General features: G+C 71.5%; 14 protein-coding genes. 5 read left to right on the forward strand and 9 right to left on the reverse strand.

Features of this window, described 5'->3' with window-relative positions; translation table 11 throughout:
• The coding region (locus NLX86_RS24585) for a MinD/ParA family protein (RefSeq protein ID WP_254373950.1) at positions 1 to 1,767 on the forward strand (1,767 nt) is incomplete at its 5' end.
• An 81-nt stretch (positions 1,768 to 1,848) separates the two neighbouring features.
• Here the strand turns inward: NLX86_RS24585 and NLX86_RS24590 are convergent.
• The 8 genes from NLX86_RS24590 to rimP all read right to left on the reverse strand — a co-directional run bounded on the left by NLX86_RS24590 (position 1,849) and on the right by rimP (position 10,110).
• On the reverse strand, positions 1,849 to 2,802 hold the full coding sequence (locus tag NLX86_RS24590) for a bifunctional riboflavin kinase/FAD synthetase (protein ID WP_254373951.1): 954 nt from the start codon (positions 2,800 to 2,802) through the stop codon (positions 1,849 to 1,851).
• Between the two features lie 286 nt (positions 2,803 to 3,088).
• Positions 3,089 to 3,988 (reverse strand): tRNA pseudouridine(55) synthase TruB, encoded by a 900-nt coding sequence (gene truB / locus NLX86_RS24595; protein ID WP_254373952.1) that lies wholly within the window; start codon positions 3,986 to 3,988, stop codon positions 3,089 to 3,091.
• Positions 3,985 to 4,425 carry a 30S ribosome-binding factor RbfA gene (gene rbfA / locus NLX86_RS24600; protein ID WP_254373953.1) on the reverse strand — a complete coding sequence of 147 codons (441 nt, stop codon included), beginning with the start codon at positions 4,423 to 4,425 and terminating at the stop codon, positions 3,985 to 3,987. Before rbfA ends, truB begins: the two co-directional genes overlap by 4 nt.
• A gap of 51 nt (positions 4,426 to 4,476) precedes the next feature.
• A complete protein-coding gene (locus tag NLX86_RS24605) occupies positions 4,477 to 4,770 on the reverse strand; it encodes a DUF503 domain-containing protein (RefSeq protein ID WP_254374023.1) in 294 nt (97 codons plus the stop codon).
• Positions 4,771 to 4,922: 152 nt separating this feature from the next.
• Entirely contained in the window at positions 4,923 to 8,030 is a 3,108-nt protein-coding gene (infB, locus tag NLX86_RS24610; protein WP_254373954.1) for a translation initiation factor IF-2, read from the reverse strand.
• Between the two features lie 147 nt (positions 8,031 to 8,177).
• On the reverse strand, positions 8,178 to 8,471 hold the full coding sequence (locus NLX86_RS24615) for a YlxR family protein (RefSeq protein WP_254373955.1): 294 nt from the start codon (positions 8,469 to 8,471) through the stop codon (positions 8,178 to 8,180).
• A gap of 131 nt (positions 8,472 to 8,602) precedes the next feature.
• Positions 8,603 to 9,607 (reverse strand): transcription termination factor NusA, encoded by a 1,005-nt coding sequence (gene nusA / locus NLX86_RS24620; protein ID WP_254373956.1) that lies wholly within the window; start codon positions 9,605 to 9,607, stop codon positions 8,603 to 8,605.
• Between the two features lie 2 nt (positions 9,608 to 9,609).
• Positions 9,610 to 10,110: a ribosome maturation factor RimP gene (gene rimP / locus NLX86_RS24625; protein WP_254373957.1), complete on the reverse strand. Its 501-nt coding sequence runs from the start codon at positions 10,108 to 10,110 to the stop codon at positions 9,610 to 9,612.
• Positions 10,111 to 10,293: 183 nt separating this feature from the next.
• On the opposite strand from rimP, the gene NLX86_RS24630 reads away from it, so the two are divergent.
• The 4 genes from NLX86_RS24630 to NLX86_RS24645 all read left to right on the forward strand — a co-directional run bounded on the left by NLX86_RS24630 (position 10,294) and on the right by NLX86_RS24645 (position 13,721).
• Complete coding sequence (locus NLX86_RS24630; protein ID WP_254373958.1) at positions 10,294 to 11,112, forward strand: hypothetical protein; 819 nt, start codon at positions 10,294 to 10,296, stop codon at positions 11,110 to 11,112.
• A complete protein-coding gene (locus NLX86_RS24635) occupies positions 11,109 to 11,549 on the forward strand; it encodes a ferritin-like domain-containing protein (RefSeq protein WP_254373959.1) in 441 nt (146 codons plus the stop codon). The genes NLX86_RS24630 and NLX86_RS24635 overlap by 4 nt, the downstream gene beginning before the upstream one ends.
• Before the next feature lie 26 nt (positions 11,550 to 11,575).
• Positions 11,576 to 12,469 (forward strand): aminoglycoside phosphotransferase family protein, encoded by an 894-nt coding sequence (locus NLX86_RS24640; protein ID WP_254373960.1) that lies wholly within the window; start codon positions 11,576 to 11,578, stop codon positions 12,467 to 12,469.
• A gap of 262 nt (positions 12,470 to 12,731) precedes the next feature.
• The gene (locus NLX86_RS24645; RefSeq protein WP_254373961.1) at positions 12,732 to 13,721 is read left to right on the forward strand and encodes a slipin family protein; all 990 of its coding nucleotides are present in this window, start codon (positions 12,732 to 12,734) and stop codon (positions 13,719 to 13,721) included.
• A 12-nt stretch (positions 13,722 to 13,733) separates the two neighbouring features.
• Here NLX86_RS24645 and NLX86_RS24650 read toward each other — a convergent pair whose 3' ends face one another.
• On the reverse strand, positions 13,734 to 15,428 hold the full coding sequence (locus tag NLX86_RS24650) for a proline--tRNA ligase (protein ID WP_254373962.1): 1,695 nt from the start codon (positions 15,426 to 15,428) through the stop codon (positions 13,734 to 13,736).
• Between the last annotated feature and the right edge of the window lie 9 nt (positions 15,429 to 15,437).

Consider the following 15,437-nt stretch of genomic DNA (forward strand, 5'->3'; position numbering starts at 1 on the left):
TACGGATTCCCCCAGCCCCCGGCGCCCACCGCGCCCCACGCACCGGGCGGCCCCAACAGCCCCGCGCAGCAAACGCAGGACGGGTACGGATTCCCACAGGCCGGACCCAACTCCCCTGCCCCGCAGGACGGCTCCCCGCAGCCCACCGCGCACCCGGCTCCGCAGAGTCAGGCACCCACCTCCGCCCCGCAGCACGGGTACGGATTCCCCCAGCCCCCGGCGCCCACCGCGCCCCACGCACCGGGCGGCCCCAACAGCCCCGCGCAGCAAACGCAGCACGGGTACGGATTCCCCCAGCCGCAGGATGGCCACGGGGTCCCCCAGCCCGGGGCACACGCACCTGCGCCGCAGGGCGGGGGCAACGGCCCGGCATCCGCCTCCGTGCCCTCGCAGGGCGGGTACGGGTTCCCGCCGCAGCCGGGCCAGGCCGCGCCCTGGTCCGCCCAGCAGCCCCAGCCTCCCGCCGGGCCCGGCGCGCCCGCCGACCCCCGTACCGGGGCCGCGTGGCCGACTCCGGTCGCGCATGACCAGCGCCAGCGTTCCGTGCCGGGCGCCCCGCTCGGGTACACGGCCGCCGTGGAGCTGTCCTCCGACCGGCTGCTGCGCAACAAGCAGAAGGCCAAGAGCAGCCGGAACCCGTCCGGCGCCGCCGCCCGCTTCAAGCTCGGCGGCAAGAAGGAGGAGGCCGAGCGGCAGCGCAAGCTCGACCTGATCCGCACGCCCGTGCTGTCCTGCTACCGGATCGCCGTCATCAGCCTCAAGGGCGGCGTCGGCAAGACCACCACGACCACCGCCCTCGGCGCGACGCTGGCCACCGAACGGCAGGACAAGATCCTGGCCATCGACGCCAACCCGGACGCCGGTACGCTCGGCCGCCGCGTGCGCCGCGAGACCGGGGCCACCATCCGTGACCTGGTCCAGGCGATCCCGTACCTCAACAGCTACATGGACATCCGCCGGTTCACCTCACAGGCACCCTCCGGGCTGGAGATCATCGCCAACGACGTGGACCCGGCGGTCTCCACCACCTTCAACGACGAGGACTACCGGCGCGCGATCGACGTACTGGGCAAGCAGTACCCGATCATCCTCACCGACTCCGGTACCGGCCTGCTCTACAGCGCGATGCGCGGAGTGCTGGACCTCGCGGACCAGTTGATCATCATCTCGACGCCCTCCGTGGACGGCGCGAGCAGCGCGAGTACCACGCTCGACTGGCTCTCCGCGCACGGCTACGCCGACCTCGTCTCGCGCTCCCTCACGGTCATCTCGGGTGTCCGGGAAACCGGCAAGATGATCAAGGTCGACGACATCGTGCAGCACTTCGAGACGCGCTGCCGCGCAGTCGTCGTCGTACCCTTCGACGAGCACCTGTCGGCCGGCGCCGAGGTGGACCTCGACATGATGCGGCCGAAGACTCGGGAGGCGTACTTCAACCTCTCCGCGCTGGTGGCCGAGGACTTCGTACGCGCCCAGCAGCAGCAGGGCCTGTGGACGGCCGACGGCAACCCGCCGCCGCATCTGGCTCCGCCAATGCCCGGCGCCGGCGGCCGGCAGGGCTACCCCGGCCGGCCGCCGCAGCAGCAGCCGTACCCGCCCCAGCAGCCGCCCCAGCAGCAGCCGTACGGCGGCCGGCAGCAGCCCCCGGCACAGCCGTACCCGCCGCAGCAGCCGCCACAGCCTGGCTGGCAGCAGCCCCCGCAGGCCGGCCCCCAGGGTCAGGGCCCGGTGCCGCCCGGCTGGCCGCAGCAGCCGCCCCAGCAGTAGCCGGGCAGGCTGTAGCCGGACAAGCAGCGAGGGCTCGCACCGTCTCCGCGGTGCGAGCCCTCAACTGCTGTACTGCAGAACCTACTTCGCGTCGTACGCCTCGATCAGCTCCCGCGAGCGCTTCACATCGTCCGCGATCGCCTCGAGCAGCGACTCGATCGAGTCGAACTTCTCCTGGCCCCGCACATAGGCGAGGAAGTCCACGGCGACATGCAGCCCGTAGAGGTCGAGACCGACCCGGTCGATCGCGTACGCCTCCACGGTCCGCTCCGTGCCGTCGAACTGCGGGTTCGTACCGACCGAGATCGCCGCCGGCATCCGCTCGCCCGCCGCCGTCAGCCAGCCCGCGTACACGCCGTCCGCCGGAATCGCGGTGTGCGGCAGCGTCTCGACGTTGGCCGTCGGGTAGCCCAGCTCACGGCCGCGCTGCGCACCGCGCACCACGACACCCTCGACGCGGTGCGGACGGCCAAGGATCTCGGCCGCGCCCTCGACGTCGCCCTCGACGACCAGCCGACGGGTCAGGGTGGAGGAGAAGGGCTCGCCGCCGCCCGCCTCGCCGCGTACGTACAGGTCGACGACCTCGACGTCGTAGTCGTACGTCGGGCCGAGCTCGGACAGGAACGCCACATTGCCCGCCGCCCGGTGCCCGAAACGGAAGTTGGGGCCCTCGATGACCGACCGCGCATGCAGTTTGTCGACAAGTACCTTCGCGATGAAATCGGCCGGCGACAGCTGCGAGAACTCCGCCGTGAAGGGGAGGATCAGCACCGCGTCCACGCCCAGCTCGGCCATCAGTTCCGCGCGCCGGTGGTGCGGTGCCAGCAGCGGCGGGTGGCTGCCGGGGCGTACGACCTCGCTCGGGTGCGGGTCGAAGGTGACCACGACGGACGGCAGGCCCAGCTCGCGGGCACGGGCCACGGCCCGGCCGATGATCAGCTGGTGACCGCGGTGTACGCCGTCGTAGGAGCCGATGGTGACGACGCTGCGTCCCCAGTCCTGGGGGATGTCCTCCAAGCCACGCCAGCGCTGCACTGTGACCGCTCCTCGCCCGAACCTGTAGTGATTGCCCATTACGCAGGTCTAAGACTGCCATGCTCGCGGTCCTCGGCCCGCATCGGCCCAGTGGTCGAGGCCGAGCCCCCGGAACAGAACGCGAGTCGAACGCGCCCCCCTTGTGCCCCCTGGTTCACTCCGAGCGCCTGCCCGAAGGGGTGAATACGGGGGCTGGGATGGACAGACCTCTTGCGAGGGGGATCGTGGAGCGGTGAGTACGGCGGACCCTGCCTGCCTTACTCACCGCTCCACGGTAGTCACACCGTCAGGCGAAGACCGCAAGGCTCTTCGCCTTGCCGCCCTTGTTCTCCACGAGGGCGAGGAAACGGCCCTCGGGGTCGAAGACGGCGACGGCCCCCGCGGTGTACTCGTCGGGCATCTCCAGGCGGACGCCGTTCATCAGCAGCCTGGCCCGCTTCTCGTCCACGTCCCAGCGCGGGAACGCGGCGGAAGCGGCCTCGGCGATCGGCATGACGGTCAGCTCCTCCTGGAGCTGGTCGAGCGTCCGCGCCCGGTCGATCTTGTACGGGCCGACCCGGGTGCGCCGCAGCGCGGTCAGGTGCCCGCCGGTGCCGAGGTCCGCGCCGAGGTCGCGGGCGAGGGCGCGGATGTACGTACCGGAGGAGCAGACGACCGAGACGACGAGGTCGACGACAGTCGTCCCGTCCTCGGCGACGGCCTCGCGCATGTCGTACACCTGGAACGAGGAGACGGTCACCGGACGGGCCGGGATCTCGAACTCCTCGCCCTCACGTGCACGCTTGTAGGAGCGCACACCACTGATCTTGATGGCGCTGACCTTCGACGGGACCTGCATGATTGCGCCGGTGAGCTTGGCCACGCCCGCGTCGACGGCTTCGCGGGTGACCCCGGTGGCGTCGGTGGAGGCGGTGATGTCGCCCTCCGCGTCGTCCGTGACGGTGTTCTGGCCGAGCCGGACCGTACCGAGGTACTCCTTCTCGGTCAGCGCGAGATGACCGAGCAGTTTGGTGGCCTTCTCGACACCGAGGACGAGGACGCCCGTCGCCATCGGGTCGAGGGTGCCCGCGTGGCCGACGCGGCGGGTTCTGGCGATGCCGCGCATCTTGGCCACGACGTCGTGCGAAGTGAAACCGGACGGCTTGTCGACAATGACAAGGCCGTCCGGTGTGGTGGTGCTTTTCATTCCGCGGCTTCGTCCTCGCCCGGCTTGCGGTACGGGTCGGGCTCGCCGGCGTACGCGGCGCCCGAGGACGCCTCACGCACCGCGGCGTCCGAAGCCCGCGCCTTGTCCAGCAGGTCCTCGATCGTCTTGGCGTTCTCCGGGAGCGCGTCCGCCACGAAAGCCAGGGTCGGCGTGAACTTCGTCCCCGCCGCCGCACCGACCGCCGAGCGGAGGATGCCCTTGGCGCTCTCCAGCCCCGCCGCCGCGCTCGCCCGGTCCTCGTCGTCCCCGTAGACCGTGTAGAAGACCGTGGCCTCCCGCAGGTCGCCGGTGACCCGGGTGTCCGTGATGGTCACGTGCGTACCCAGACGCGGGTCCTTGATGCCGCGCTGCAGCTTCTCGGCGACCACCTCCCGGATGAGGTCCGCCAGCTTCTTCGCCCGCGCGTTGTCGGCCACTGGTCCGTCTCCCTCTTTCTTGCTTTCTCTTGCACAGTTCAGTCTTCGTCGTCAGTCTTCGTCGCCGTGCAGCCGCCGTCGCACCGACAGCAGCTCCACTTCGGGACGGGCGGCGACCAGGCGTTCGCACCGGTCCAGCACGTCCGTCAGATGCCCCGTGTCCCCCGACACCGCCGCCAGGCCGATCCTGGCCCTGCGGTGGAGATCCTGGTTCCCGACCTCGGCCACGCTCACCGCGTACTTGCGCTGGAGCTCGGCGACGATCGGCCGGACGACGGAGCGTTTCTCCTTCAACGACCGTACGTCGCCGAGGAGCAGATCGAAGGACAGTGTCCCCACATACATGCAGATCCGGATGTCCCGCCGGTACGGGATCGAGGGCCCTGCCATCGATTGGCAGGGACACAAGAAACCGTACACGGAACGGCCGGGGCCGATCGACGGAAATACGCTCCGCCGACCGGCCCCGGACCGCTGTACAGGTCCCGCTGCGCGGACTAGCCGCGCGGCTTCTCCCGCATCTCGTACGTCGCGATGACGTCGTCGACCTTGATGTCGTTGAAGTTGCCGAGGTTGATACCGCCCTCGAACCCTTCGCGGATCTCGGTGACGTCGTCCTTGAAGCGACGCAGACCCTGGATGTTGAGGTCCTCCGCGACGACCTTGCCGTCGCGGATGAGGCGCGCCTTGGTGTTGCGCTTGACCTCGCCGGAGCGGATGAGAACACCCGCGATGTTGCCCAGCTTGGACGAGCGGAAGACCTCGCGGATCTCCGCCGTACCGAGCTCGACCTCTTCGTACTCCGGCTTGAGCATGCCCTTGAGGGCCGCCTCGATCTCCTCGATGGCCTGGTAGATCACCGAGTAGTACCGGACGTCGACACCCTCGCGCTCCGCCATCTGCGCGGCACGGCCGGCCGCACGGACGTTGAAGCCGATGACGATGGCGTCGGAGCCCATCGCCAGGTCGATGTCGGACTCGGTGACCGCACCCACACCGCGGTGCAGGACCCGGATCTCCACCTCTTCGCCGACGTCGAGCTGGAGCAGCGAGGACTCGAGAGCCTCCACCGAACCGGACGCGTCGCCCTTGATGATGATGTTGAGATCCTGGACCAGACCGGCCTTGAGCACCTTGTCGAGGTCCTCGAGGGACACCCGGCGGGTGCGCTTGGCGAAGGCGGCGTTGCGCTCACGCGCAGCGCGCTTCTCGGCGATCTGGCGGGCCGTACGGTCCTCGTCGACGACCAGGAAGTTGTCGCCGGCGCCGGGGACGTTAGTGAGACCCAGGACCAGGACGGGGGTCGACGGACCCGCTTCCTCGACGTTGTTGCCGTTGTCGTCGAGCATCGCCCGGACACGGCCGTACGCGTCACCGGCGACCATCGTGTCACCGACGCGGAGCGTTCCGCGCTGGACGAGCACGGTGGCGACGGCGCCGCGGCCACGGTCGAGGTGGGCCTCGATCGCAATACCCTGCGCGTCCATCTGCTCGTTGGCCCGGAGGTCCAGCGAGGCGTCCGCGGTGAGGACCACGGCCTCCAGCAGGCTGTCGATGTGCAGACCCTGCTTGGCGGAGATGTCGACGAACATGGTGTCGCCGCCGTACTCCTCGGCCACGAGACCGAACTCGGTGAGCTGACCGCGCACCTTGGTCGGGTCCGCGCCCTCGACGTCGATCTTGTTGACCGCGACGACGATCGGCACGTTGGCCGCCTTCGCGTGGTTCAGCGCCTCGACCGTCTGCGGCATGACACCGTCGTTGGCCGCGACGACCAGGATCGCGATGTCGGTGGACTTGGCACCACGGGCACGCATGGCGGTGAACGCCTCGTGACCCGGGGTGTCGATGAAGGTGATCCTGCGCTCTTCACCGTTGACCTCGGTACCGACCTGGTACGCACCGATGTGCTGCGTGATACCGCCGGCCTCGCCCGCGACGACGTTCGTCTTGCGGATGGCGTCCAGCAGCCGGGTCTTACCGTGGTCGACGTGACCCATGACGGTCACGACCGGCGGACGGGAGACGAGCATCTCCTCGCCGCCCTCGTCCTCGCCGAACTCGATGTCGAAGGACTCGAGCAGCTCGCGGTCCTCCTCCTCCGGGCTGACGATCTCGACGACGTAGTTCATCTCGTCGGCGAGCAGCTGGAGGGTCTCGTCGGAGACGGACTGCGTGGCAGTGACCATCTCGCCGAGGTTCATCATCACGGCGACGAGCGACGCCGGGTTGGCGTTGATCTTCTCCGCGAAGTCGGTGAGGGACGCACCGCGCGACAGGCGGACGGTCTGTCCGTTGCCGCGAGGCAGCATCACGCCGCCGACGGACGGGGCCTGCATGGCCTCGTACTCCTGGCGCCTCTGCCGCTTCGACTTACGGCCACGACGCGCCGGACCGCCGGGACGGCCGAACGCACCCTGTGTGCCACCACGGCCACCGGGGCCGCCGGGACGACCGCCGAAGCCGGGACGACCGCCGAAGCCGCCGCCACCACCGCCACCGGGAGCGCCACCGCCACCGGGACGACCGGCGAAACCGCCGCCGCCACCGGGACGACCGCCGCCGCCGGGACCTGCCGGACGGCCCTGGAAGCCACCGCCGGCCGGACGACCGGCGCCACCGGGACGGCCTGCGCCGCCGCCGGGACCACGGCCACCGCCGCCGGGACCGCCACCAGGACGGGGACCGGCAGCCGGACGCTGCGGCATCATGCCCGGGTTCGGGCGGTTACCGGGGGCACCACCGGGGCCGCCGGGGCCCGGACGGGCACCCTGCGGACGGGGCATGCCACCGGGGGTCGGACGAGCGCCACCCTGGCTCTGCGGGCGCGGAGCGCCGCCGGGGGCACCCTGCGGACGCGGGCCGCCGGGACGGTCCTGACCGCCGCCGGGGCGCGGGGCACCGCCGGGACGGGGCGCCTGGGGGCGCGCCATGCCGGTGGAGCCACCCGAGGTGAACGGGTTGTTGCCGGGACGGGGACCCGCGGGACGGGCACCGCCCGGACGCGGGGCCTGAGCGCCACCGGGACGTGCCGGACGCTCGCCACCGGGACGGGGGGCACCCGTGGGGCGGGCACCGCCCTGGCCGGGAGTGGACGGACGGGACGCCGCCGGACGGGGGCCGTCCTGGCGCGGGGCGCCGGCGCCACCGGAACGCGGGGCGGCCGGAGCCGCCGGAGGCGCGGTGAACTCGGGCGCCGCCGGGGCCGGAGCCGCCGGGGCGGGCTTCGGGGCCGGAGCCTTGGGACCGGGACGCGGGCCGGTAGCGGCCGGAGTCACCGGGGTGCTGCTCACGGGGGCCTCGGCGGCGGCCGGCTTGGGGGCCGGGGCGCCGGGCTTCGGGGCAGCAGGACGGGCCGCCGCGGCCGGGGACGGCGCGGCGGGCTTGGCAGGCGTCGCCTTACGAGGCGCGCCGGGCTTGGCAGCGGTCTTGCCGGCGTTGCCGCCGGGCCCCTGCAAAGCGTCAGTCAACTTGCGTACTACCGGCGCCTCGATCGTCGAGGATGCCGAACGGACGAATTCACCGAGTTCTTGGAGCTTGGCCATGACGACCTTGCTCTCCACCCCGAACTCCTTGGCGAGTTCGTATACCCGGACCTTAGCCACTTCGCTCCTTTTAGGTCCGGGTTACGCCGGACCGTCGCTACTTCATGGGCGTACTCATCGCGTACTCATCGAGTGCTCATCGCAATCTCGACCTACTTCCAACTCGCGAGGTACCTGACCGCACGGTGCTCCGTGCCGTACTTCTTCTTACGGTGTCGCCTTCTCTGCGACTCTCTGCTCGACTGCTCGGCGTACTTCCGCGGTATCGAGCGCTTCCCGGACCCTGAAGGCCCGGGTGAACGCCCGGCGGCGGACCGCCAGGTCGATACAGACCAGGGCGGGGTGCAGATACGCACCCCGGCCGGGCAGCGTACCGCGAGGATCGGGGACACATTCGCCCTCGACCGCCACGATGCGCAGCAGATCGCTCTTGGCCGCTCGCTCCCGGCATCCCACACAGGTTCGCTCAGGGCATGCGCGGGCATGCGTCCGGCCAGACACGCTTAAGTCTACCTCCCCGCACCGACCTCACCTCATTGGGGCAAGAATCGAACGGATGTTGTCGAAATCCCTTCGGAACCCCAGCGGGATCCCGGCCGGATTTGTTCCCTGACCGACCCTGCCTGCCGGGGTCAGTCCTGGTCCGGGGCCTGGTCCGACCCCTGCTCGGTGTCCGGGCGGATGTCGATGCGCCAGCCGGTCAGCCGGGCGGCGAGGCGGGCGTTCTGGCCCTCCTTGCCGATGGCGAGCGACAGCTGGTAGTCGGGGACCGTCACCCGCGCAGAGCGCGAGGCCATGTCCACGATCTCGACCCTGCTGACCCGGGCCGGGGACAGCGCGTGCGCGACCATCTCCGCCGGGTCGTCCGACCAGTCCACGATGTCGATCTTCTCGCCGTGCAGCTCGGCCATGACCGCGCGCACCCGGCCGCCCATCGGGCCGATGCAGGCGCCCTTCGGGTTGAGCCCGGAGCGCGTGGAGCGCACCGCGATCTTCGTCCGGTGCCCGGCCTCGCGGGCGATCGCCTCGATGACCACGGAACCGTCCGCGATTTCCGGGACCTCCATCGCGAAGAGCTTCTTCACCAGGTTGGGGTGGGTGCGCGAGAGCGTCACGGACGGACCGCGCACCCCCTTGGCCACCCGTACGACGTACGTACGCAGCCGCAGGCCGTGCTTGTACTCCTCGCCCGGCACCTGCTCCTGTACCGGAAGCATGGCTTCCATCTTGCCGATGTCGACCAGGACGTTCTTCGGGTCCTTGCCCTGCTGGACGACGCCGGTGACGACATCGCCCTCGCGTCCGGCGAACTCACCGAAAGTGATCTCGTCCTCGGCGTCACGCAGACGCTGGAGGATGACCTGCTTCGCGGTGGTGGCGGCGATCCGGCCGAAGCCGGTCGGGGTGTCGTCGAACTCCTGCGGCTCCTGGCCTTCTTCGAGGTCGGCCGGGTCCTCCTTGGCCCACACGACCACATGGCCGTTGGTGCGGTCCAGCTCCACACGGGCGCGGCGGTAGCTGCCCTCGGTGCGGTGGTACGCGATGAGGAGGGCCGACTCGATCGCCTCGACCAGCAGGTCGAAGGAGATCTCCTTCTCCCGGACCAGACCCCGCAGGGCACTCATGTCGATGTCCACGGCTACGCCTCCTCTTCCTTCTTGTCCTTGCGGCTGAACTCGATCTCGACGCGCGCCTTGGCGATCTCGGCGAAGGTGACGCGGCGGGTGGTGGGCTTGCGCCCCTTCACGCCCGGAACCTCGAGGTCGAGCCCCTCGTCGTCCACCTGGAGGATGCGGGCGACCAGCTCGCCGTCCTCGTGCAGGGTCAGCTTGACCAGGCGGCCGGTGGCCCGTACGTAGTGGCGGTGCTCGGAAAGCGGGCGGTCCGCGCCCGGCGAGCTGACCTCGAGGACGTACTCGCCTTCCCCCATGGCGTCCGTCTCGTCGAGCTTCTCGGAGATGGCCCGGCTCAGCTCGGCACAGGCGTCCAGCTCCACGCCGTCGTCGGAATCCACGATGATCCGCAGCATCCGCCGCTTCCCCGCCCGCGACACCTCGATCTCCTCGAGATCCAGCTCCTTGGCGGCGACAAGCGGTTCCAGCAGTTCGCGCAGCCTCTCGCTTGGGGGGGTCGTACTCATCCGGGTGACTCCTCGGCCGCGTGTGCTGTTGTTGGGATCGTCGCGTGTCAGGTCAAAGGGTATCCGGTCCCGGAGGGTGTTGCCGTCCTCCCTGTTCGCGACCGCCACAGGTACGGTGATCACGCGCTCACGCGCCCTGACTTCCCCCACTCGCACCACTCGCACCCCACGAGGACGCCCACCGTGCCGTTCACCCTGCGCAGAAGCAGACGGAGCCTGCTGGCCGGCGCCGCCGGAGCGGCCGGCGCCGCGCTGCTCGCCGGCTGCTCCGACCGCGCCACCGATGCCGCCGGCGGCAAGGCCGAGCGCGCGTCGCTCTCCGCCGATCAGCGGACGCGTGAGCGCGCCGCACGGGAGAGCGCGTTGCTGCTCGCGCGGTACGACGCCACAACCGCGGCGCACCCCGCACTGGCCGCACGGCTGGCCCCGCTGCGAGCGGAAGTAGCGGCGCACGCAAGGGCATTCGGCGCACCGGCACCGAAGACCGCGGCGCCCCCGGGAGCGCCGGCGACCGCCCCTGCGGGGTCGGGCTCCGCCCCGGGCACGGCCGTCGGCCCCTCGGGTTCGGGCGCCGCGACCTCAGGCGCCGACTCGGCTGCCGGTCACGGTTCGGACCCGGCGTCGGGCACAGCCGCCGGCCCGTCGGGCCCTGCGTCGGCCGCAGGCCCGTCGGGTTCGGGCTCGGCCGCCGGCCCGTCCGGTTCGGGCTCGGCCGCAGGCGCGGGCACCGCCGGCGCGGGCACCGCCGGCGCGGGCACCGCCGGCGCGGGCACCGCCGGCGCGGGCACCGCCGGCGCGGGTGTGCTCGCCGGATTCGGCGATGCCGTGCCCGGCGAGCCCGAGCAGGCGCTGGCCGCGCTTGCCGCGGCGGAGCGGCGGACTGCCGATTCGCGGGCCGCCGCGCTGCTCGGGGCGCCCGGGGAGCTGGCCCGGCTGCTGGCCTCGGTCGCGGCCTCCGGAGCCGTACACGCCTACCTGCTCACGACTGGAGAGCCGAAGTGAGTGCCGCCGAGTTCGACGCCGTACAGGCCGCCCTGGCCGCCGAGCACGCCGCCGTCTACGGATACGGGGTGGTCGGCGCCCGGGCGCACGCGGACCGCAGGTCCGAGGCCCGGGAGGCGTACGACGCCCACCGCGCCCGGCGCGACGCACTGGTGCGGACCGCGCGCGACCTCGGCGGCAAGCCCGAGCCCTCGGCCGCCGCGTACGCCCTGCCGTTCGCGGTCGCCGACGGCACCGCGGCGGTGCGGCTGGCAGCCGAGATCGAGGACCGGGTCGCCGGCGTCTACTCCGACCTCGTACGGGCCACCCGTGGCCCTCTGCGCCGCCAGGCCGCGGACGCCCTGCGCGAGGCCGCGGTCCGGGCCGTGCGCTGGCGGGGCACTGGCGTAGCCTTCCCAGGGCTCGCCGAACGAGCGGAAGCACCAGAAACCACCTGAAGCAGCCTGAAGGGGACCACGCACGCATGGCTTTCGAACCGCCGGAGCGGCTTGTACGGGCGCTCGGCGAGACGCTCGGAGACACCGCCGGTGACTGGCTGGAGCACCTGCCCGGCCTGACCCAGGAGGCACTGTCCCGGCGGGGGTTGAGGGCCCAGCGGGTGCAGGTTCCGGGCGGCCGGAGCAGCCTCGTCGTCCTGGTGCAGTACGCCGACGGCACCCCCGCGACACTGAAGATCGCCCCGCCCGCCGCCCGCCCCGATCTGGAACAGGCCGCCCTCGCCCACTGGGGCGGATTCGGCGCCGTACGGGCACTCGACACGCGGCACGAAGACGGCGCGCTCCTGCTGGAGCGGCTGCATCCGGAGGTCTCGCTGCGTTCGCTGCCCGAAGCCAAGGCCGTGCTGGAGGCGGCCGGAACGATCCGGCGGCTGTGGGTCGAGCCGCCCCCCGGCCACCGGTTCGAGACGGTCTCCGAGCGCACCGCACGCCAGGCCACCGCACTGAAGGACGCCCCCGCCGAGGCCCAGCCGCTCGCCTCCCAGTCCCTGGCCGTCCGGGAGGAGCTCACCGCACTCCCCCCGGAAGAACTGCTGCTGCACGGCAACTTCCGGCAGGGCAAGGTGCTCGCCGGTGAGCGCGCGCCGTGGCTGACGGTCGGCCCCGAGCCCCTGGTCGGCGAACGAGCGTACGACCTCGCGCGGCTCGTCCGGGACCGCCTGGAGGACCTGGTCGCCACGGCGGGCGGCGCCTCGGCCGCCCGCCGCCGGGTGAACAAGCTGGCAGACGCGCTGGACGTGGACCGCGAGCGGCTGCGCGGTTGGACGCTGTTCCGCGCGGTCGAGTCGGGCGTACGGGCGGCGGGCGCCGGCCGGCACCAGGACGCGGAGCTGCTGCTGGAGTTCGCCGGCTGGCTTTAGGGCCTCTCGTTCGGATCTTGCCGGGCTCGCGGGGTCTGGCACCGCACCTCGCCGCGTTGTCGTCAGTCGCCAGGGCTCCGCCATGGCTCCCTCCTCCGCCTTGCGATGCACGGCACCAGACCCCGCTCACTGATCCGGCCTGATCCAAACGAAAGACCCTAGCCGGGCCGGGCGGGGCTTTCGGCCGCTCAGGAGGGTCGACCGAGGGTGAATCGGGGCATAACGTAGGCGTAACACCCGACTCGGACGGCAGGGGGCCGTGATGGTCGAGGATCTGGTGGCAGCAGGAGTGGCGGCGGGCTCGGTCGTCGTGCTGTACGCGGCCGCGGCGGCCAGAGTCGTCAAGCAGTACGAGCGGGGCGTCGTTCTCCGCTTCGGCCGGCTGCGCACAGGCGTACGCCAGCCCGGGTTCACCATGATCGTCCCGTTCGTGGACCGGCTGCACAAGGTGAACATGCAGATCGTGACGATGCCCGTGCCCGCCCAGGACGGCATCACCCGCGACAACGTCACGGTCCGGGTGGACGCCGTGATCTATTTCAAGGTGATCGACGCTGCCGACGCGCTCATACGGGTCGAGGACTATCGGTTCGCGGTCTCCCAGATGGCGCAGACCTCACTGCGCTCGATCATCGGCAAGAGCGACCTCGACGACCTGCTCTCCAACCGCGAGAAACTCAATCAGGGCCTGGAGCTGATGATCGACAGCCCGGCCATGGGGTGGGGCGTGCAGATCGACCGCGTCGAGATCAAGGACGTCTCCCTGCCGGAGACGATGAAGCGCTCCATGGCCCGGCAGGCCGAGGCGGACCGGGAGCGCCGGGCCCGCGTCATCAACGCGGACGCCGAACTCCAGGCGTCGAAGAAGCTCGCGCAAGCCGCCGGTGTCATGGCCGAGCAGCCTGCCGCGCTCCAACTCCGGCTGCTCCAGACCGTGGTGGCGGTCGCGGCGGAGAAGAACTCCACCCTCGTACTGCCCTTCCCGGTGGAGCTGCTGCGCTTCCTGGAGCGGGCGGCGCAGCAGCCCGGGGAGCCGAAGGTGCCGCCGGTGGAACCGGCAAAGGCCAAGCCCACGCTGAACGCACAGCACCCGGACCCGGACACGGACCCGGACACGGGCTTGGGTACGGCCACGGCCTCGGCCACGGCCGCGGGCATGGACGCCGACGCCCCGGTGGAGCCGGCGACGGCCCCGCCCGGGCCGGACTGGCGACAGCCGCCCGGCACGCCGGCGGGGACCGACTCCTTCTGACAACCCGGGGCGCTACGCCGTGAGGCGGGCGATCGCCTCTTCGACCGTCAGCTCCTCGCGCTCACCGGTACGGCGGTCCTTCAGCTCCACCACGCCCTCGGCGGACCGGCGGCCCGCGACGAGGATCTTCGGCACGCCGATCAGCTCCGCATCGGTGAACTTCACGCCCGGCGAGACCCCGGCCCGGTCGTCGACCAGGACGCGGACACCCGCGGCGCCCAGCTTCCCGGACACCTCGAGAGCCAGCTCGGTCTGCAGCGCCTTGCCCGCCGCGACGACGTGGACGTCGGCCGGGGCGACCTCGGCGGGCCAGCACAGGCCCTGCCCGTCCGCCGTCTGCTCGGCGAGGGCCGCCACCGCGCGGGAGACACCGATGCCGTACGAGCCCATCGTCACCCGGACCGGCTTGCCCTGCCGGCCGAGCACGTCGAGCTCGAACGTGTCGGCGTACTTGCGGCCGAGCTGGAAGATGTGGCCGATCTCGATCGCGCGGTCCAGCTTCAGGCCGGTGCCGCAGGACGGGCAGGGGTCGCCCGCCTCGACGACGACCACGTCGAGGTAGTCGTCGACCTCGAAGTCCCGGCCGCAGACGACGTTCCGGGCGTGGGTGTCGGCCTTGTTGGCACCGGTGACCCAGGCCGTGCCGGGCGCGACGCGCGGGTCGGCGATGTAGCGGACCTTGGCCAGGCCCTGCGGGCCGACATATCCGCGTACGAGATCGGGCCGGTCCGCGAAGTCCTCGGCGGTGACCAGCTCGACCACGGCGGGCGCGAGGTGCTCGCCCAGCTTGCCGAGGTCCACCTCGCGGTCACCGGGCACACCGACGGCCGTGATCTCGCCGTCCACCTTGACCAGCAGGTTCTTCAGGGTCGCCGAGGCCGGTACGGACAGGAACTCGGCGAGCGACTCGATGGTCGGGGTGTCGGGGGTGTCCAGCTCCTCGACCGGTCCGTGGCCGGAGCCGTCCACGGCCACGGCCCTGAAGGTCACCGCCTCCGTGTTGGCCGCGTAGTCACAGGCCGGGCAGTCCACGAAGGTGTCCTCCCCGGCCGCGGCCGGGGCCAGGAACTCCTCGGACGCCGAGCCGCCCATCGCACCGGACACCGCGGACACGATGCGGTAGTCGAGACCGAGACGGGCGAAGATCTTGGTGTACGCCTCGCGGTGCAGCGCGTAGGACTGCGCCAGGCCCTCGTCCGTCGTGTCGAACGAGTACGAGTCCTTCATCTGGAACTCACGGCCGCGCAGCACACCCGAGCGCGGCCGCGCCTCGTCCCGGTACTTCGTCTGGATCTGGTACAGCATCACCGGCAGGTCCTTGTAGGACGTGCACTGGTCCTTGACGACCTGCGTGAAGATCTCCTCGTGGGTCGGGCCGAGGAGATAGTCGCCGCCCTTGCGGTCCTTGAGACGGAAGAGCAGGTCTCCGTACTCCTCCCAGCGACCGCTCGCCTCGTACGGCTCCTTCGGCAGCAGCGCGGGGAGCAGCACCTCCTGGGCGCCGATCGCGTCCATCTCCTCGCGCACCACACGCGAGATGTTGTCGAGCACCTTCTTGCCCAGCGGCAGCCAGGTCCAGATACCGGCCGAGTTCCGGCGCACATAGCCGGCGCGGACCAGCAGCTTGTGGCTGAGTGTCTCGGCGTCCGCCGGGTCGTCGCGCAATGTCTTGACCATCAGACGGGACATGCGCTGGACCTGGGCCATGGTGATACT

It is taken from the genome of Streptomyces sp. A3M-1-3, from assembly GCF_024213665.1.
Lineage (GTDB): Bacteria > Actinomycetota > Actinomycetes > Streptomycetales > Streptomycetaceae > Streptomyces.